This window comes from Mucilaginibacter pankratovii (assembly GCF_014773265.1).
Taxonomy (GTDB): Bacteria; Bacteroidota; Bacteroidia; order Sphingobacteriales; family Sphingobacteriaceae; genus Mucilaginibacter; species Mucilaginibacter pankratovii.
The window spans coordinates 140,825-158,525 of record NZ_JACWMY010000015.1 but is presented as its reverse complement, the minus strand read 5'-3'; the positions used below and the strand labels follow the sequence as shown (position 1 = coordinate 158,525).

The following is a 17,701-nucleotide window of genomic DNA, read 5'->3' as shown; positions in this document are numbered from 1 at the left end:
AATCTTATCTTTCGAGCGGTTTTATGCCCAACTTAATCGCCAGCTCATACAAATCTTTTGCAACGGCATCCACCAGTGGGATGCCGTTTTGCATTCTATCCTGTTCCGCTTCAAGTTCGGGTTCGCCGGGAATGATTACCTTTTGGGTGGGATCAATGGTAGATGCCGATTTAAAACGCTGGATCCAGTTATCCAGGTCTGCCTTAAATTCTGCTGCCGGGCGGAAACCATCTACCCGCATAGCGCCTAAAAAGTGCCCGATGCCTTTGCCGGGAGGGTTGGCGGGCGGTTCTAAGAACGATACGAATGGCGGCACCCATGGCCCGTAGTTAGCACCGGATAATACGCCCGATAATATATCCACGGTTGCGCTCAGTCCAAAACCTTTGTGGCTGCCGTGCTCGCGGTCGCTGCCAAGGGGGAGAAGGGAGCCGCCTGATTTTAAGGCGTGCGGGTCGGTGGTAAAGTTGCCCTGTCCATCCTGTATCCATCCTTCGGGTACTTGTTTGCCACTGCGCTGGGCAATTTCCAGCTTACCGTTGGCGGCTGCCGAGGTGGCCATATCTACAATTACAGGCGGGTATTGCCCTGCGGGGAAGGCATAGCACATGGGGTTGGTGCCCAGCAGGCGCTCGTTAGCAAACGTTGGTGCAACCAGCGGACTGGCGTTGGTCATGGCAAAGCCGATCATATCCTGCTCTACCGCCATCAGCGCATGGTAGCCTGCTATACCAAAATGGTTGGAATTGCGTACCGATACCCATCCCGAGCCATATGTTCTTGCTTTGTTTATGGCTATTTGCATGGCAAAAGGCGCAACTACCAGGCCCAGCCCGGCGTCGCCGTCTACGGTGGCGGTGGTGGCGGTTTCGTAAATTACCTTAATATCTGGCGTAGCGTTGATGCGTTGCTTTTCCCAAAGGCGAATGTAGCCACTTAGGCGGGCCACGCCATGCGAATCGATACCCCGCAGGTCGGATTTGAGCAGCACGTCGGTAGCCAATACAGCATGCGCCTCGCTGCAGCCCATGGCCAGGAAGATATTTTGGGTGAAGGTGCGTAATTCGGGTTCGGGTACGAGCATAGGGCAAAGATAGTGGGCAGTTGGCAGATAGCGGTAAGCAGTTTGATTTTGTTTTTTACTGCAGGTCGCTAACTCACATCGGCCATTTTATCAGTCGATGCGCCCCTTCATCAACCACTCCCCCAATTAACCATCACCCATTTACTAATCACCCTAAAAGCCTTCCAAATACAACTAAAGTTGCTATTTTGCGTTATTCAAAAAAATGTAAACCGGATTTATAGATGAGATTGATTTTACGCGGTGTTTTGTTTGTGCTTGCCTTTAGTTTTGGGCTGAATGCCTCTGCCCAGGATACGGAGAAACCGAAGGAAAAGCCAAAAAAGGAGAAGAAAGAAAAGCCGCTTAAGAAAAAGGAACTTACCCAGTTTGTAGACCCCTTCATCGGCACGGGAGGGCATGGGCATACTTATCCGGGTGCGGTTGCCCCCTTTGGAATGGTGCAGCTTAGTCCGGATACCCGTTTAGAGGGTTGGGACGGTTCATCGGGTTATCATTACAGTGATACTACAGTTTACGGGTTTTCGCATACCCACCTTAGCGGTACGGGCATTGCCGATTACTGCGACGTATTGTTTATGCCTACCACCGGCGACCCCCAATTAAAAAATACCGATTACCGATCCGGCTTCAGCAAAAAAAATGAAGTGGCTTCGCCCGGGTATTATAAAACCAAACTGAATAAATATAATATCGAGGTAGAGCTTACTGCTACTACCCGCGCGGGTATGCACCAGTACGATTACCCAAACACCGATAAGGCCAATATCATTATCGATCTGCAGCACCGCGACGAGGTGCTGGATTCGTGGATAGAGGTAGTGAACGATCACGAGATCCGGGGCTTCCGCCGTTCCAAATCGTGGGCTACCGATCAGTACTTATACTTCTACGCCAAATTCTCCAAACCTTTTAAAACCTATGGCATCGCGCTGGATGATAAGCTGCAAACCGGCCAAAGCAAGGTGCAGGGCAAAAATGTTAAGATGTATATCCAGTTTGATAACCCCGGCGAAGTGGTATCAAAAGTTGGCATTTCGGCAGTAAGTGCCGAAGGTGCATTGAGAAACTTGGACGCCGAAGTGCCGGATTTCGATTTTAAAAAGGTATACAAGCAAGCCAAGGCCGCCTGGAACGTAGAGCTGAACAAGATACAGGTAGAAGGCGGCGCGCCGCCAAAGCCGCAGCAAGCGCAGGAGGTTAGCCCTTATGGCTACCCTACTTATACCAAAAAAGGCGTCCAGTTTCCGGATCATGCGCGGGCCAAGCAGGTGATATTTTATACCGCACTGTACCATTGCATGGTGGCGCCAAATATTTATAACGATGTGGATGGCCAGTACCGGGGGCTGGATCAAAAGATCCATACCGCCACGGGCTTTAATTATTATACGGTTTTTTCGCTTTGGGATACCTTTCGCGCGGAGAACCCCTTGCTTAACCTTATAGACCGCAAACGCACATCAGATTTTATCAAAACCTTTTTGGCGATGTACGAACAGGGCGGCTTGCTGCCGATATGGCCGCTGGCATCAAACGAAACGTATTGTATGGTGGGTAACCACGCTATCCCCGTTATTGTGGATGCTTACGCCAAGGGTATCCGCGATTTTAATGCCGAGGAAGCTTTTACCGCGATGAAAGCCGCCGTAAACCGCGACCAGTTTGGCTTGGATAATTACCGCAAAACCGGCGCGGTAAATGCCGATGTAGAGCACGAATCGGTTTCTAAAACGCTCGATTACGCTTACGACGACTGGTGTATTGCCCAGATGGCTAAAATGCTGAACAAGCCCATGGAATACGCCGAATACATTAAACGTGCGCAGTACTGGAAAAACGTTTTCAATAACGAGAATACCTTTATGCAGGCCCGCGATAATGGCGGCTGGTACACGCCATTTGAGCCTACCGAGATCAACAACAACTACACCGAAGGCAATGGCTGGCAATACACTTTCCTGGTACCGCAGGATGTGGAAGGGTTGATGAAAGCCATGGGCGGCAAAAAGGATTTCGAAATAAAGCTGGATGAATTGTTTAGCACCAATGCCAAATTAAGTGGCCGCGAACAGGCCGACGTAACCGGCCTGGTTGGGCAATACGCGCACGGCAACGAGCCGAGCCACCATATTGCCTACCTGTACAATTTTACCAATGCGCCCGATAAAACGCAGTACTATGTAAACAAGATCTTACGCGAACAGTACAGCGACAAGCCGGATGGCCTGTCGGGCAACGAGGATTGCGGGCAGATGTCGGCCTGGTATGTGATGAGTTCGCTGGGCATTTACAACATAGCGCCGGGGCAGCAACAGTACCAGGTGGGTGTGCCGCAGTTCGAATCTATCATCGTGAGTTTGGAGAATGGCAAACGTTTCAACATCAGCAATACCGGCGCTACCGTGAGCCGTGAGAATAACTTTTTGCAAGGCTTAAACCTGGATGGCAAGGCATACAACAAGCTCTACATCGATTATGAAACCATTGAAAAAGGTGGCACTTTTGAGGTGTTCAGCGGCAGGATAGCCAACAAACTTTTTGTGCAGGACCTGGAGAAACCAACATCCGCCATAAAAGACGAACTCATCGTGCCTAATCCTTCCATTTTAGCGGGGACCAAAACATTTAAAAAACCCATCACGGTAGAAATTAAATGCATCGATTCCTTAGCTAAAATATATTACACGCTGGATGGTACCACCCCAACCGCTTCATCTGCCTTGTATAATAAGCCGATACAGATATTGGTGAACACCACGGTAAAGGCTGTAGCAATTAATAATGGCAAAAGTAGCTTTATAGACGAGGCCACTTTCACCAAGATCCGCAGCGATATTAAACTTACCCTCACCAATAAATACTTGCCCAACTACTCGGCACAGGGCGATGAAACGCTTATTAACGGCATACATGGCACCGCCAACTGGCGACTGGGAAATTGGCAGGGCTACCAGGGTAAAGACCTGGAGGCTGTGATAGATATGGGCCAGGTAAAACCCATTAAGCAGCTCAGTTTGGGCACTTTGCAGGATAGCCGCGCATGGATAGTGTTCCCCAAATATGTGCAGTATTGGATCTCTGACGACGGGAAGAATTATAAGCTGGCCGCCACGGTAAACACCAAAATAGATGTTAAAGAACTGGAGCCGCAAACCCAGGAATTTGCGGCCGCGGTTAATGTAAAGGCCCGCTACATAAAACTCATTGCCAAACAATACGGCCCCCTGCCCGACTGGCACGAAAGCAAAGGCAGTCCCTCATACATTTTCGCGGATGAGATAACGGTGGAGTAAGTTTAATGAGTGAATGAGTGAAGGAGTGAAATTAGTGATTTAAGAAACCTGCATTTATGCTTTTAGCTTTGGACTTTTTGCTTACAGCTTAAGATGGACGAAAATCTTTTAAACCGGGTACGCGAAGCTTTGGTGGATGTATCGCCCATTGCAGAAAAGCGCATGTTTGGCGGCGTTTGTTTTATGGTGGATGATAAGCTTTGCATTTGTGTGAACAGCCACGAGATGCTTTGCCGCATCAACCCCGATGAATTTGAAGCCGCTTTAGAGATGGATGGCGTAAGGCCAATGGAACAGCGTGCCCGCACGGCAAAAGGCTACGTTTTTGTACACGAAGATGTACTGGGCAACAAAAAGGATTTTGATGCCTGGGTGAATAAAGCGCTTGCGTATAATAAAATAGCCAAGGCGAGCAAGAAGCGGAGTAAACTGCAATAGTCGCTGGGTTAATTTTTTATACCGTGTATTAAAAATATTGCCTTATTTGACTATCTTCGCGGCGGTCTAAATAAGTAGACCTATAAATAAAAAACAATGCCTAAACGCTTACACATCACAACATCTATTAAAGCTATTATGCTTTTTGCCGTTGCTTTTGCAACCTTAACTATCAGTTCATGTAAAAAGGATTCTGATGGTACACCAGCTAACACTATTTCTGCTAAAGTTGATGGTACCGCCACCGCTTTTAACACCAACGCCTTCGCGGTAACAGGTACTTCGGGAAGTCTTTCTTTTACAGCGATACAGGGCACAGCTGCCAATGGCACAAGCATTTCTGTTACCATAAATGGCACTCCGGTAGCAGGGAAAACTTATAGCAACACGGCGGCTTCCGACGACGACAAGCCACTGGTATTATTCAACACTAAGGACGACGATACTTTTATTAACGATGATGATGCAGCAAGCCAGGTAACAGTTACCATAACCAGCGCTTCATCAAGCCGTATATCGGGTACTTTTGGCGGCGGGCTTACTGTGTTTTCCACCGGTACAGGCGGTGCCAAGAAAGTGATCAGCGAGGGTAAATTTGATGTTTCCGTCGCCAAATAATAAAATATGATATTGAGATAATATGGAAAATGCCGGTTAATGCCGGCATTTTTTGTTTTTGGGTAGAATATCTATTGATGCATTACTCCGTTAACACCGTAAACTTAAACTCCAACGGCTCAAAATTACGGATGAGTTCATCGATAAATAGCTGCCCCCATTTTACATAGGACAAACCGAAATTCTCCTGGCGTTCCTGCAGGCTGTTTTTTGGGAAAAGGTCGTCTTTAATGTGTTCTATCTGCTCCAACCGGGTTTGGTAGTTGCGTTTTTCGGCTTTTACCAACTTCTTTTGGAAGTTGTCCATCGCGTGCTTTAGCCTGGCCTGTATTGCGGCGGCAGATGGCGCGAGGGTAGAATCTATCTTATGCGAGCGCAGTTTTATCTTTTCGAAGGCGCGTTCCATTTCGCGCCATTCTTCGGTAAGGGTAAGGTCGTGATTGCTATGTTTTTGTACCCAGCTGTTTTTTATTTCATCGGCACTTTTAAAAATATCGGCAGGTGACAGCTCCATGCTTTTTATTTTAGCAGCTGTTTCCTTACGGATAACCAGGCCCGAATTGCGAAGGATGAGGATGGGGAAATCCACCCCGTAATGGTCGAAATTCGATTTCAGCTCCAGCCAGTAAACCACCTCGGCACCACCACCAATGTATGCGATATTGGGCAGGATGCATTCCTGGTATAAGGGCCGCATTACTACGTTGGGACTAAATCTTTCGGGCGCGGTAGCTATCTCTTGTTTTAGATCAGCTTCGGTAAAGCTGATCTCGGTGTTGTTAACTTTATAAACTCCGTCCTCAAAAACAAGGCGTTCGCGCAGCTGGTCCTTCAGGTAAAAAAAGTTGATCTCGCGCGGGTTTACCTGGATATGTACACCCAGACCCTGTAATTTTTCATTTACAGCATTGATGTTTTTAAAGCTATTTTGTTCGATGATATCCCGCTCTATGATAGGGGCGAAAGATTGTTTAAGGCGATGGTCGTCGGCATCAATAATAACCAAACCGTAACGGCCGAAAAGGGCATTTACTAAATAGCGTGTAGCATCGGCCAGTTTATCAAATGCGGTGTAGGCGGTTTCAACCATTTCGCCAAGTTCGCTGGAGTGCCCGTCGATACCCAGCACACCTTTGTATTGGTTAAGCGCCTGGCGCATGGTATCGGGGTTAATGCGGCCCGTTGCGCCGGATGCCTCGTACCACCAGTGTACTTTTTTGCCGCCGATGTTGGTGTAATTGATCTCGGCAAAATCATGGTCCTCCGATGCCATCCAGTAAACGGGTACGAAATCTTTGTCGGGGTGTGCCTCTTTCAACTCGCGGCAAAGCTTAATGGCGGTTACTATCTTGTAAATAAAATAAAGCGGACCGGTAAATATATTCAGCTGGTGCCCGGTAGTAACCGTATAAGTATCGGGCGAAGCAAGCGATTCGATCTTCTTACGGACGATCTCTACAGCTTCTAATTCCGGCGCGCCGTGTTGGGCGTTTTTAAAGTACTGTTCGGTCAGTACTTCCACCAAAAGCTGGCGGTCGGCAATAACCTTTTTGTGTTCGAAGAATTCTGCAAAGCCTTTTAGTGTGGGGCGGTGACTGTAAAATGATCTCAACTCGGGCACATCGTCCAGGTAGTCGATAACGGTTTGGGAAAAGTATCCCGTTTCTTTATAGTCAATACAGGCAGCTTCCATTTTTATTTCGAATATTGAATGTTGAATTTCGAATGTTGGATATCGAAATGGCATTCATAAAGTGTCGAATTTAGATTTTAAAATTCTAAATCAAACATCCTGCTGCAAAAATGGGCTTATTTTACAATTTGTCCATAAAGGTCGAAGTCTTCGGCGGTGTTAATTTTTACGTTAACAAAGCTGCCAACTGCTGCATAATCAATGCTCGCGTCAATCAGCACTTCGTTATCCACCTCGGGCGAATCGTATTCGGTACGGCCAACAAAGTAACCGCCGTCTTTCTTGTCAATCAGTACTTTATAGGTATTGCCTATCTTCTCCTGGTTTTTATCGAAGCTTATGCCCTGCTGAATTTCCATAATGGCGTCGGCGCGTTCCTGTTTTACTTCTTCGGGCACATCATCTATTAAAGAATGGGCATGTGTTTTCTCCTCGTGCGAGTAAGTGAAACAACCCAGGCGATCGAACTTGGTATCGGCAACCCATTGCTGCATTTCTTCAAAATCGCGCTCGGTTTCGCCGGGGTAACCGGTAATGAGCGTGGTACGCATGGCAATGTTAGGCACACGGTCGCGGATCTCGTTCACCACATCAATGGTTTTTTGTTTAGTTAAGCCGCGGCGCATCGATTTCAGCATATTATCGGTAATGTGCTGCAATGGCATATCGAGGTATTTACAGATATTATCGCGCTCGTTCATTACATCTAAAACTTCCATCGGGAAACCTGCCGGGTAAGCATATTGCATCCTGATCCACTCTAAACCGTTCACGTCGCTTAAGCGGCGCAGCAGTTCATCCAGGTTACGTTTGCCATACAGATCCAAACCGTAATAGGTAAGGTCCTGTGCAATCAATATCAGTTCTTTGGTGCCGTTTTTTACCAGGCTTTCGGCATTCTTCACCAGCTGGTCGATAGGCGTGCTTACGTGCTTGCCGCGCATCAGCGGGATAGCGCAGAACGAGCAGGGACGGTTACAGCCCTCGGCAATTTTAAAGTATGCAAAATGCGAAGGCGTGGTTAACAGGCGCTCGCCAATTAATTCGTGACGGTAATCAGCGCCAATATTGGTGAGGATATTTTGTAGATCGTTGGTGCCGAAATAGGCATCAACGTTGGTGATCTCGGCTTCCAGCTCGGGTTTGTAACGTTCGCTTAAGCAACCGGTAACAATTACTTTGCCTACTTTGCCCTGTTCCTTTAGTTCGCTGTATTGCAGGATGGTATCGATAGATTCCTGCTTGGCGTTATCAATAAAACCACAGGTATTAATAACGATGATATCATTGTTACGCAGCTTTTCGGCCTCGTGCACCACATCATAGGCATTGCCCTTCAGCTGGCCCATCAGAACTTCGCTATCGTAAATATTTTTTGAACAGCCAAGGGTTACCACGTTTACACGGGGTTTAGCGGTTAGTATCGGCTTGCTTATTGTTTTTGTCCTCATTACATTTCCCAACCCGTCATTGCGAGGAACGAAGCAATCTCTGAACTATGCATTTGGATATGCTAATCGGGAGATTGCTTCGTTCCTCGCAATGACGCTTTATTATTATTTGCGGATGCTACGCACCCTTATGATTTAAACAGACTGTTGACAAAGGAGGTTCTATCAAACAATTGTAAATGTTCCACCCCTTCGCCTACGCCTATATATTTTACCGGGATCTTAAACTGATCGGAGATCCCTATCACTACGCCGCCTTTTGCGGTGCCATCAAGCTTGGTTAAAGCCAATGCATTTACTGCAGTAGCCTCGGTGAACTGTTTGCATTGTTCAATTGCGTTTTGCCCGGTTGATGCATCCAGCACCAACAAAATCTCGTGCGGGGCGCCGGGGATCACCTTTTGCATTACGTTTTTGATCTTGGTGAGTTCGTTCATTAAACCTACCTTATTATGTAAACGGCCGGCAGTGTCGATAATTGCCACATCGTCGCCATTAGATACTGCGGAACGCAGGGTGTCGTAAGCAACAGAAGCCGGGTCACTGCCCATAGCCTGTGCTACAACCTTTACGCCAACGCGTTCGCCCCAAAGTTTTATCTGATCCACCGCCGCAGCGCGGAAAGTATCGGCAGCGCCAAGTACTACCTGGTTGCCGGCTTGTTTCAGTTTATGGGCCAGCTTGCCAATGGTGGTGGTTTTGCCCACGCCATTTACGCCAACCACCATAATTACATAAGGCTTATGATTACCGTATTCAAAATTCTGGAAATCGTTGCTGTTGTTTTCGGCCAGGAGCTGCTGGATCTCGTCCTTCAGCATATTATTCAGTTCGGAGGTGCCAACGTATTTGTCTTTGGCAACACGGGCCTGTATCCGGTCGATAATTTTGAGGGTGGTGGTAACACCAACATCAGAGGTAACCAGCACCTCTTCCAAATCATCCAGCACATCATCATCAACGGTAGATTTACCGGCAACAACCTTGGTTAATTTTGAAAAGAAATTGTCCTTGGTTTTTTCCAGCCCGGTATCAAGCGCCTGCTGTTCCTGCTGCGTGCTTTCTTTTTTCTTAAAAAAATCAAATAATCCCATATGTAGATGTGCAGATTTTAAATATGCGGATGTGCAGATGATTGGCTGAACCCGAATTTTTAGAATTTAGGAATTTTCAGAATCCTGTTAATCCTTTAATCCGATAAATCACGGTTCAGACAATGAGCTTAATAAAAAAAAGCCCTCTCGTAAGATACAAGACGGCTTTTAATATTTTAGCAAAAGTTTTACCAGGTATTATTTACCTGCAATTGCATCCTTAACGTTATCGTTAGGTACAATTTGTTCTTTAAATGAATAAGCACCGGTACGTGGTGATTTAGTCATTGTAATAACTTTCGAATATTCTTTGCCTTTACCTGCTACTTTCAGTGTTGCAACTACTTTCTTTGCCATGTCTTTTTAATTTTGAATGATTGAATTAGTGAATGAGTGATTTAAGAAACCTAAAGCACCGATAACCTATCAATCAATTATTATTTAATTTCTTTATGAACTGTTACTTTACGTAATACCGGGTTGAATTTTTTCATTTCCAAACGCTCGGTTGTGTTCTTTTTGTTTTTGGTGGTAATGTAGCGAGACATACCCGGCATGCCGCTGGTTTTATGCTCTGTGCATTCTAAAATTACCTGAACCCTGTTGCCTTTCTTAGCCATCTTGTATATTGTTTTGAGCTTTGGGTATTAAGCGCTGAGTTTAATACTCACCACTCACTACGCATCACTATGCTTTATTAAATAGAACCTTTTTTTACAAACTTGTTGATACAAGCGGTAATACCCAGTTTGCTGATAGTTTTAACAGCAGAAGTAGATACTTTTAAAGTGATCCATTTATCTTCTTCAGGGATATAAAATTTCTTAAGCTGTAAGTTTGGATAGAACTTACGTTTGGTTTTAGCGTTCGAGTTTGATACGCTGTTACCGTTCATGTAGCCTTTTCCTGTTAGATCACAAATTCTTGACATGACAAATATTTTTTTTAATTCTCGCTCTTCTCCTAAAAAGAGTTTGCAAATATCAGGTTTTTAAAGCAAATAGGCAATAGTGTTTTGCAAAATATTTCAAAAAGATTTTTGGGGTGGGAAATGAGGTTAATAATAAGTGATTTTGCGGGTTATGATACGCGTTCTGTTGATATAAGTTTCCCCATTTGGGCGGGTTGACAGGAAGCGCATTTGCTTCTTTGTCCAGTTAAGGTGTGTATCAAACGCCGGGTAGTCAAAAGCTATCCGCTCGTGCAATTCTTTTACGTGCCCGCCGCCCTTGAAGTCGCCGCTTTCCCATTCGGGTTCGTAATTTTGTAGTTCAACAAGGCGGTTATTCTCGTCATACCTATACTTGCTTATTTCTGGTACATCAAACTTTCCCCATGTTTTTTGATACAACACGCGGCCCAGGGTGTTGTATTCATATTCGGTGTAGCCGCTGCGGCGTTTAGGCAGAAATTCTATAATATGCCCCGATTGGTCAAATTTCCATTTTGCAGAGCGGCCGAAGCAATCACAAATCCCGGCAGGGCTAATATTGTAGTTGGCTGTCATGGCTGTTTTTACACCCTCTTTATTATGCAATACCTTGTAGCGGGCCGTAATATGGTAAATATTCCCATAAAACTTGTCCTTTTCGAATGAGCGAACCATGTTCCCTTTTTTATCAAAATCAACATGGTAATAGTCGTCTGCCGATAAAGAATCGCCAATGGATATGCTTTTCACCGCGCCACGCATTACTTCTATCTGCTCATCGTAGTTGCCGTTATAAAAAAATATGGTTGTGGAGGGGAGAGGGGTATTTTTAAAAGACAGGCAGGTAACACATATCGCAAAGTATACAAAGGAGAGGTATGACAGGATTGGTTTCATTTACCTTTATTAATAATAAGTGATTTTGCGGGTAACGGTATCGGGAGAATCTGTATTATTTAAATGATGATTGGTTTTGGTTTGCGTTGTCCAGTTTCCTTTCTTATCGAAAGAAAGGTATTGGTATTCTGTTTTTTCTAATGTTTTTTCTAATATGAGATTGTCCTTTTTGCCAACAGATGAATTTCTTTCTTCTTTTAAACATCCACGGTTGTTATAATAATATCGTGTACTATAACTGGTACCATTTTTTTTAATAAAGGTTTTCCTTTCGGTTACTCTGCCAAGTGAATCATAAGTATAGATATGTTGCTCAGAGATTTCATTTTTAAGATAATCCACGGTTTCAACAATAAGCCCATTACTTGCTCTTCTATAAATTCTTTTCCAGTTTCCACTTGGATGAATTAACACTATTTCCATATCAGTATCAATGGATTGGTATGTATATAAAAATCGACCGGCAGGGCGTGCCCTTAACTCAACTTGATGTCCTTTTTTATCAAAGACTATTGTATCGTGATGAAGCATTAAAAGAGGGCTTCCCCGTAAACTTACTCTGGTCTCGATTACTTGTTTCACGCGACCTTTTAAAACCTCAAAAGGTTCGGTTAGCAGTTCTGTCGACTGTTGCTGTTTATTTGTTTGGGCAAACCCAGCCAACGAAAGCATTAAAAGTATAGCAATCTATTCATGTCAATTTGCGGATAAAATAAAGATACCATTTAAATTGACCTTTGGGTACACCAAATACGTTAGAATAACACTTCTTAAAATATTTTAAGAAGCCTTAAATTTATTATCCGCTTAACACAAAAATTACTAATTTACGCCACCATTTATACATCACTATGCAAGTTAAGTCGTTTGAAGAATACCAGCAGGCCTATAGCCTGAGTGTGGAACAGCCCGAGCAATTTTGGGAAGGCATTGCCAACAATTTTTTATGGAAAAAAAAGTGGGATAAGGTTTTAGACTGGAACTTTAAAGAACCAAAAATAAAGTGGTTTGAAGGCGCCAAACTGAACATTACCGAGAACTGCCTCGACCGCCACCTGGAACATAACGGCGATACCACGGCTATCATTTGGGAACCAAACGACCCAAGCGAAGACCACCGCATCCTCACCTATAAACAACTGCACGCCAAGGTTTGCCAGTTTGCCAATGTGCTTAAAAACAACGGCGCCAAAAAAGGCGACCGTATTTGCATCTACATGCCTATGGTGCCCGAGCTGGCCATTGCCGTTTTGGCCTGCGCCCGTATCGGGGCCGTACATTCGGTAGTATTCGGCGGTTTTTCGGCACAATCTATTGCCGATAGAATAAAGGATGCCGAATGTAACATTGTAATAACTGCCGATGGCGGTTTCCGTGGCACAAAAGAAGTGCCGCTGAAAAATATTATTGATGACGCATTGGTGCAATGCCCGTCGATAAAAAAAGTGATTGTTTTAACCCGCAGCCGTGTGCCTGTATCTATGATAAAGGGGCGCGATGTATGGTGGGAAGACGAAATTAAAAAAGTAGAGACCCAGGGTAACCCCGATTGCCCGGCAGAAGAAATGGATGCCGAGGATATGCTGTTCATCCTTTATACTTCGGGGTCTACAGGCAAGCCAAAAGGTGTGGTACATACTTGCGGTGGTTATATGGTTTATACCGGCTACACATTCAGTAACGCGTTCCAGTACCAGCCTGGCGAAGTTTATTTTTGTACGGCAGATATCGGCTGGATAACCGGCCACTCCTACATCGCTTATGGTCCGCTTACCCAGTGTGCTACATCAGTAATGTTTGAGGGGATCCCAACCTACCCAAGCGCAGGCCGCCTGTGGGATATTGTAGAGAAATTTAAGGTTAATATATTATATACGGCCCCAACCGCCATCCGCTCGCTGATGAGTTTTGGCGATGATGTGGTAAAAGGTCGCGATTTTAGTTCGCTAAAGAAATTAGGGTCGGTAGGCGAGCCGATAAACGAGGAGGCGTGGCACTGGTTTGATGAAAAGATAGGCCAGGGTAAATGCCCAATTGTAGATACCTGGTGGCAAACCGAAACCGGCGGCTTTATGATATCGCCGATTGCAGGCATTACGCCAACTAAACCAGGCTACGCAACCCTGCCATTGCCGGGCGTGCAGCCTGTATTGGTAGATGAGACCGGTAAAGTGATAGAAGGCAATGGCGTAAGCGGGAACCTTTGTATCAAATTCCCGTGGCCGGGGATGTTGCGTACCACTTACGGCGACCACGAGCGCTGCCGCACCACCTATTTTGCTACTTACGAGAATTTATATTTTACCGGCGACGGCTGCCTGCGCGATGAGGATGGCTATTACCGCATTACTGGTCGTGTAGATGATGTGCTTAATGTATCCGGCCACCGTATTGGCACTGCCGAGGTGGAGAATGCCATTAATATGCATGCTACAGTAGTGGAAAGTGCCGTGGTTGGTTACCCGCACGATATAAAAGGCCAGGGCGTTTACGCCTTTGTAGTATGCCCCAACCAACACGGCGATGCGGAACTTACCCGTAAAGATATTATGATGACGGTAGCCCGCATCATTGGTGCTATTGCCCGGCCCGATAAGATCCAGTTTGTGACCGGCCTGCCAAAAACACGTTCGGGCAAAATTATGCGCAGGATCTTAAGGAAGATAGCCGAGGGGGATACCGGGAATTTGGGCGATACTTCTACGCTGTTGGATCCTGCTGTTGTGGAGGAGATAAAGGCGGGAGCTTTGTAGGATAAGATTAATATCCATTAGACATTGTAAAAGTCCGTGGCAAACATATTTGTCACGGACTTTTTTCTTACATAAGAATATCTTAAACTTGGTATATGGAACTCGTGTTGAAAAACGTTCAAAAAAAGCATTTGCCTCTTATTATAGAGTTGGCAAGAGCGCTTAAAATAGAATTGTCGGAATCTGGAGAAGATGATAAATACTATCTAACTGCAATGGAAGAAGGACGAAAATCCATTCTCTTAAACGACATGGAAAAATTAGATTTTATTACCTCGCTGAAATGACCGATACGCCCATCATCAACGGCAATAAACAATACATTTTAATCGAAGGCGAAAGCCAGGAGAATCCGGTGTTACTGTACCTGCATGGCGGGCCGGGAACACCGGATTTGTTTTTTGTGAAGGATACGCTGAAGCCGCTGGAAAAACTGTTCACCATTTGTTATTGGGAACAGCGGGGAGCGGGACGGTCTTATGCTGCACTCGAAGATAAGAACTCCATATCGCTGGAGCAGATGATAATGGATGCCGAAGCGGTAAGCCGTTACCTCCTCCAAAAATTCGGGCAAGAGAAAATATACGTGCTGGGCCAGTCATGGGGCACTTTTTTAGGCTCGTTGGTAGTACAGCGTTACCCCGAACTCTACCACGCATACTTAAGCGTAGGGCAGGTGACCAATCAATACTTGTCCGAATTAGAATCTTACAACTTTATTAATGAGCAAGCTACCCTGCGCAAGGATAGCGGCGTGCTTCGTAAATTAAAAAAGTGGACTGTGCCCTCCAAGGATGCAGGCGCAAAAGCCTGGTTCAGGTACCTTAATTTCCAACGATGGCAGGTAGCGCGTTATCGCGGCAGCATGCGGCAGAAGAACATTTTTTTGTTGGCGATATGGAAGCTGCTTACCTGTAAAGAATATACTTTTGCCGATAAGCTGAATTATATGAAAGGCTCTACGCTTAGTGTTAACAGGCTATGGGATGCAATCATCAACACCAATATCAATGAGGTGGTAACCGAATACCAAATACCCGTTTACTTCTTCCACGGTGAACACGACCATCATACTTATTACGAAGGGGCGAAGGATTACTTTGAAAAGCTAAGCGCGCTTAAAAAACGGTTCTATACTTTCCCGGATGCCGCGCATTTCCCGCATGTGGAGTGTTTTGAGGAGTTTGAGCGGATAGTGAGGGAAGAAGTCTGGCGTAGAGACAAGAGTTGAGAATCAAGAGTCAAGAAGCTTCTATAATTCTCCTGTCTTGATTCTTGTCTCTTATTTCTTGATTCTAAACAAAACCAAATAGTCCCCCGCCTGTTCTCTTTATACATCTAAATAAGGAGAAAAATACCATGGATAAGTTAGAATTAAAAGGCGGCTGGAACGAGCTGAAAGGAAAAATAAAACAAGCCTACGGCGATCTCACCGACGACGATCTGGCACACGAAGAAGGAAAGGACGATGAAACTCTTGGCCGCATCCAACAGAAAACCGGCAAAACCCGCGAGGACCTGGTGAAATGGATAAATAGCTTGTAGTGATTAGAGGCTGGAGGTTAGAGATTAGTTAAAAGCACTACTTTTATATTTAATTGCCCTGCATAGCGGGGCTTTTTTATTTTTAGGGCGACGCAACGTTCGGCTTAAAAGGGTGTCGATTACCTAAACCTATTATAGATTAATCTTTGTATTTTACCCATCCAAATCCATTATCACGCAATGCCCGAAACTAAATCCGCCATCACGCCCGAACACCCCAAAGGCAAGATCGTATATATCGACCACCTGAAAGTGGTACTCACTGTATTGGTTATCCTGCACCATACCGTTATTACTTATGGTGCGCCGGGTAACTGGTATTTTAACGAGAAAACAAAGCTTTTGGGTGCCATTGTACCCATGACGGCATTCGTGGCCGTAAACCAGGCGTTTTTTATGGGCTTCTTCTTTTTCCTGTCGGCATTGTTCATTCCATCATCTTATGATAAAAAAGGACCTGCCAAATTTATTACCGATAGGTTGCTGCGACTGGGCCTGCCACTGGTATTTTACTCGCTGGTACTGTCGCCCTTCCTCAGTTTCATGCCTTATAATTATACCGGTACGCATCCAAAGATCACCTATGCCCAATACCTGGGCGGGTTTGATAGCTGGATAGATTTTGGTGTACTGTGGTTTGTGGCCGCGCTGCTGCTGTTCACGCTGGCTTATGCTTTGTTCCGAATGTTTGTTGATGACAGGCTTGTCTCGAAGCCAATCCCGTCGACAGTAAAGATTCTCACTTTTGCCATTTGTGTTGGGGTGCTAACCTATACCGTTCGGATATTTTTTCCGGTTGGCTGGGTGTTGAAACCTCTGGGTTTTCAGTTAGGACATTTTGCGCAATATGTAGCCATGTTTGTTTTGGGGATCATCGCCTCGCGCAGCAAATGGATTAGTAATGCCGATTATGCCACAGGCAAAACCATGCGCACCATTGCGCTGTGTTTGGTGTTTATCGGCTTCCCCGTATTTTTTGTGGTAAGGCAGTTGGTAGGTTTCCCCGTGGAATACTATAACGTGGGCGGGCACTGGCAAAGTTTATGGTACGCCGTGTGGGAGCAATTGGTAGGCTTCACCATCGTTACCGCATTGCTTTGCATCGGCAAAACGCGCTGGAATAAGCCATCTGCTTTTTTAAGCTTGTTAGCCCGAAGCTCGTTTGCGGTCTATATTTTCCACCCACTGATACTGATAGGCTTATCGGTCGCCTTGCATAGCTGGGCTATAGAGCCTGCTTTAAAATTTTTAGTGGTGGGGCCGCTGGCAGTTCTTGGCAGCTTTTTGCTGGGATTATTGGTGGTGAGGATACCAGGGGTAAATAGGGTGGTTTAGCGGAAGATCTTATTTAAATCGAAGCTAAAGCCTTCCAATAAAACAGACTGTAATGTTTCCGCTTTTTGCGCTTTTTGATGTAAGAAGTATACTTCATCCTTCAAGATATATACTTCTGCATTCTCTTGTATTGGATCGATGATTATATATTCCTTAACCCCGTATTTCTCGTAAATGTCTTTTTTCTGACGGAGATCGTAATAAGCATTTGATGGAGATAATATTTCCACAACCAAATCAGGCGCACCTTCTACCCTTGTTTTTACTATTTCGGCGGCTCTTGATTCGGTGACATAAAGTATATCCGGCTGAAGCACGTTTCCCTCATCAAACTTTACGTCCATAGGGGCTGCAACAATAAACCCGTTATTTTCCGTGGCATCTAAAAAGTTTACTAAAGCATTAGAAAATCTGATAGATATTACCTGATGTAAAGGGATAGGCGAAGGCGACATAACTAAATCATAATTGATAAGCTGAAAAGGCGCACCCTCCTCCAGAAGCATGTAATCTTCAACAGTGTATTTCTTTTTCTTTTCAGCGGTAAGCATAAATCAAATATAACT

The 17,701-nt window shown here is 45.2% G+C and carries 18 protein-coding genes; 8 read left to right on the top strand and 10 right to left on the bottom strand.

The features are described 5' to 3' along the window. Window positions 1-4 precede the first annotated feature (4 nt). Window positions 5-1,084, bottom strand: coding sequence for an Ldh family oxidoreductase (locus tag IDJ77_RS24450; protein ID WP_191191610.1), 1,080 nt, complete (start codon window positions 1,082-1,084; stop codon window positions 5-7). Between the two features lie 224 nt (window positions 1,085-1,308). On the opposite strand from IDJ77_RS24450, the gene IDJ77_RS24445 reads away from it, so the two are divergent. From IDJ77_RS24445 to IDJ77_RS24435, 3 genes are all read left to right on the top strand, one after another. Next, window positions 1,309-4,380, top strand: a complete 3,072-nt coding sequence (locus IDJ77_RS24445) for a GH92 family glycosyl hydrolase (RefSeq protein WP_191191609.1) — start codon at window positions 1,309-1,311, stop codon at window positions 4,378-4,380. Window positions 4,381-4,473: 93 nt separating this feature from the next. Further along, window positions 4,474-4,818, top strand: a complete 345-nt coding sequence (locus IDJ77_RS24440; RefSeq protein ID WP_191191608.1) for a TfoX/Sxy family protein — start codon at window positions 4,474-4,476, stop codon at window positions 4,816-4,818. A gap of 96 nt (window positions 4,819-4,914) precedes the next feature. Beyond that, window positions 4,915-5,436 carry a hypothetical protein gene (locus IDJ77_RS24435; protein WP_191191607.1) on the top strand — a complete coding sequence of 174 codons (522 nt, stop codon included), beginning with the start codon at window positions 4,915-4,917 and terminating at the stop codon, window positions 5,434-5,436. Window positions 5,437-5,518: 82 nt separating this feature from the next. Here the strand turns inward: IDJ77_RS24435 and bshC are convergent, their stop codons facing one another. The 8 genes from bshC to IDJ77_RS24395 form a co-directional block, all read right to left on the bottom strand. Continuing rightward, a complete protein-coding gene (gene bshC / locus IDJ77_RS24430) occupies window positions 5,519-7,129 on the bottom strand; it encodes a bacillithiol biosynthesis cysteine-adding enzyme BshC (RefSeq protein WP_191191606.1) in 1,611 nt (536 codons plus the stop codon). 116 nt (window positions 7,130-7,245) lie between these two features. Beyond that, window positions 7,246-8,580 carry a 30S ribosomal protein S12 methylthiotransferase RimO gene (rimO, locus tag IDJ77_RS24425; RefSeq protein ID WP_191191605.1) on the bottom strand — a complete coding sequence of 445 codons (1,335 nt, stop codon included), beginning with the start codon at window positions 8,578-8,580 and terminating at the stop codon, window positions 7,246-7,248. 128 nt (window positions 8,581-8,708) lie between these two features. Next, complete coding sequence (gene ftsY, locus IDJ77_RS24420) at window positions 8,709-9,674, bottom strand: signal recognition particle-docking protein FtsY (RefSeq protein WP_191191604.1); 966 nt, start codon at window positions 9,672-9,674, stop codon at window positions 8,709-8,711. Window positions 9,675-9,872: 198 nt separating this feature from the next. Further along, window positions 9,873-10,031, bottom strand: coding sequence for a DUF4295 domain-containing protein (locus tag IDJ77_RS24415; RefSeq protein ID WP_191191603.1), 159 nt, complete (start codon window positions 10,029-10,031; stop codon window positions 9,873-9,875). Between the two features lie 80 nt (window positions 10,032-10,111). Then, the gene (rpmG, locus tag IDJ77_RS24410; protein WP_067063463.1) at window positions 10,112-10,294 is read right to left on the bottom strand and encodes a 50S ribosomal protein L33; all 183 of its coding nucleotides are present in this window, start codon (window positions 10,292-10,294) and stop codon (window positions 10,112-10,114) included. A gap of 77 nt (window positions 10,295-10,371) precedes the next feature. After that, the gene (gene rpmB / locus IDJ77_RS24405) at window positions 10,372-10,605 is read right to left on the bottom strand and encodes a 50S ribosomal protein L28 (RefSeq protein WP_067187494.1); all 234 of its coding nucleotides are present in this window, start codon (window positions 10,603-10,605) and stop codon (window positions 10,372-10,374) included. A gap of 126 nt (window positions 10,606-10,731) precedes the next feature. Continuing rightward, entirely contained in the window at window positions 10,732-11,502 is a 771-nt protein-coding gene (locus IDJ77_RS24400; protein ID WP_191191602.1) for a hypothetical protein, read from the bottom strand. 9 nt (window positions 11,503-11,511) lie between these two features. Next, window positions 11,512-12,174, bottom strand: a complete 663-nt coding sequence (locus tag IDJ77_RS24395) for a hypothetical protein (RefSeq protein ID WP_191191601.1) — start codon at window positions 12,172-12,174, stop codon at window positions 11,512-11,514. Window positions 12,175-12,353: 179 nt separating this feature from the next. Between IDJ77_RS24395 and acs the strand changes: the two genes are divergently transcribed. The 5 genes from acs to IDJ77_RS24370 all read left to right on the top strand — a co-directional run bounded on the left by acs (window position 12,354) and on the right by IDJ77_RS24370 (window position 17,135). Next, window positions 12,354-14,255 (top strand): acetate--CoA ligase, encoded by a 1,902-nt coding sequence (acs, locus tag IDJ77_RS24390; RefSeq protein ID WP_191191600.1) that lies wholly within the window; start codon window positions 12,354-12,356, stop codon window positions 14,253-14,255. Window positions 14,256-14,350: 95 nt separating this feature from the next. Continuing rightward, the gene (locus IDJ77_RS24385; RefSeq protein WP_191191599.1) at window positions 14,351-14,542 is read left to right on the top strand and encodes a hypothetical protein; all 192 of its coding nucleotides are present in this window, start codon (window positions 14,351-14,353) and stop codon (window positions 14,540-14,542) included. Next, window positions 14,539-15,486, top strand: a complete 948-nt coding sequence (locus IDJ77_RS24380; RefSeq protein WP_191191598.1) for an alpha/beta fold hydrolase — start codon at window positions 14,539-14,541, stop codon at window positions 15,484-15,486. The genes IDJ77_RS24385 and IDJ77_RS24380 overlap by 4 nt, the downstream gene beginning before the upstream one ends. 128 nt (window positions 15,487-15,614) lie before the next feature. Beyond that, on the top strand, window positions 15,615-15,800 hold the full coding sequence (locus IDJ77_RS24375; RefSeq protein ID WP_191191597.1) for a CsbD family protein: 186 nt from the start codon (window positions 15,615-15,617) through the stop codon (window positions 15,798-15,800). A gap of 180 nt (window positions 15,801-15,980) precedes the next feature. Next, the gene (locus tag IDJ77_RS24370; RefSeq protein WP_191191596.1) at window positions 15,981-17,135 is read left to right on the top strand and encodes an acyltransferase family protein; all 1,155 of its coding nucleotides are present in this window, start codon (window positions 15,981-15,983) and stop codon (window positions 17,133-17,135) included. Here the strand turns inward: IDJ77_RS24370 and IDJ77_RS24365 are convergent. Then, window positions 17,132-17,686: a Uma2 family endonuclease gene (locus IDJ77_RS24365; protein ID WP_191191595.1), complete on the bottom strand. Its 555-nt coding sequence runs from the start codon at window positions 17,684-17,686 to the stop codon at window positions 17,132-17,134. The genes IDJ77_RS24370 and IDJ77_RS24365 overlap by 4 nt on opposite strands. Between the last annotated feature and the right edge of the window lie 15 nt (window positions 17,687-17,701).

Excerpts from the sequence above, each read along its gene's own strand:
- IDJ77_RS24450 (WP_191191610.1), bottom strand. The coding sequence starts at position 1,084 with ATGCTCGTACCCGAACCCGAATTACGCACCTTCACCCAAAATATCTTC.
- IDJ77_RS24445 (WP_191191609.1), top strand. The coding sequence starts at position 1,309 with ATGAGATTGATTTTACGCGGTGTTTTGTTTGTGCTTGCCTTTAGTTTT.
- IDJ77_RS24440 (WP_191191608.1), top strand. The coding sequence starts at position 4,474 with ATGGACGAAAATCTTTTAAACCGGGTACGCGAAGCTTTGGTGGATGTA.
- IDJ77_RS24435 (WP_191191607.1), top strand. The coding sequence starts at position 4,915 with ATGCCTAAACGCTTACACATCACAACATCTATTAAAGCTATTATGCTT.
- bshC (WP_191191606.1), bottom strand. The coding sequence starts at position 7,129 with ATGGAAGCTGCCTGTATTGACTATAAAGAAACGGGATACTTTTCCCAA.
- rimO (WP_191191605.1), bottom strand. The coding sequence starts at position 8,580 with ATGAGGACAAAAACAATAAGCAAGCCGATACTAACCGCTAAACCCCGT.
- ftsY (WP_191191604.1), bottom strand. The coding sequence starts at position 9,674 with ATGGGATTATTTGATTTTTTTAAGAAAAAAGAAAGCACGCAGCAGGAA.
- IDJ77_RS24415 (WP_191191603.1), bottom strand. The coding sequence starts at position 10,031 with ATGGCAAAGAAAGTAGTTGCAACACTGAAAGTAGCAGGTAAAGGCAAA.
- rpmG (WP_067063463.1), bottom strand. The coding sequence starts at position 10,294 with ATGGCTAAGAAAGGCAACAGGGTTCAGGTAATTTTAGAATGCACAGAG.
- rpmB (WP_067187494.1), bottom strand. The coding sequence starts at position 10,605 with ATGTCAAGAATTTGTGATCTAACAGGAAAAGGCTACATGAACGGTAAC.
- IDJ77_RS24400 (WP_191191602.1), bottom strand. The coding sequence starts at position 11,502 with ATGAAACCAATCCTGTCATACCTCTCCTTTGTATACTTTGCGATATGT.
- IDJ77_RS24395 (WP_191191601.1), bottom strand. The coding sequence starts at position 12,174 with ATGCTTTCGTTGGCTGGGTTTGCCCAAACAAATAAACAGCAACAGTCG.
- acs (WP_191191600.1), top strand. The coding sequence starts at position 12,354 with ATGCAAGTTAAGTCGTTTGAAGAATACCAGCAGGCCTATAGCCTGAGT.
- IDJ77_RS24385 (WP_191191599.1), top strand. The coding sequence starts at position 14,351 with ATGGAACTCGTGTTGAAAAACGTTCAAAAAAAGCATTTGCCTCTTATT.
- IDJ77_RS24380 (WP_191191598.1), top strand. The coding sequence starts at position 14,539 with ATGACCGATACGCCCATCATCAACGGCAATAAACAATACATTTTAATC.
- IDJ77_RS24375 (WP_191191597.1), top strand. The coding sequence starts at position 15,615 with ATGGATAAGTTAGAATTAAAAGGCGGCTGGAACGAGCTGAAAGGAAAA.
- IDJ77_RS24370 (WP_191191596.1), top strand. The coding sequence starts at position 15,981 with ATGCCCGAAACTAAATCCGCCATCACGCCCGAACACCCCAAAGGCAAG.
- IDJ77_RS24365 (WP_191191595.1), bottom strand. The coding sequence starts at position 17,686 with ATGCTTACCGCTGAAAAGAAAAAGAAATACACTGTTGAAGATTACATG.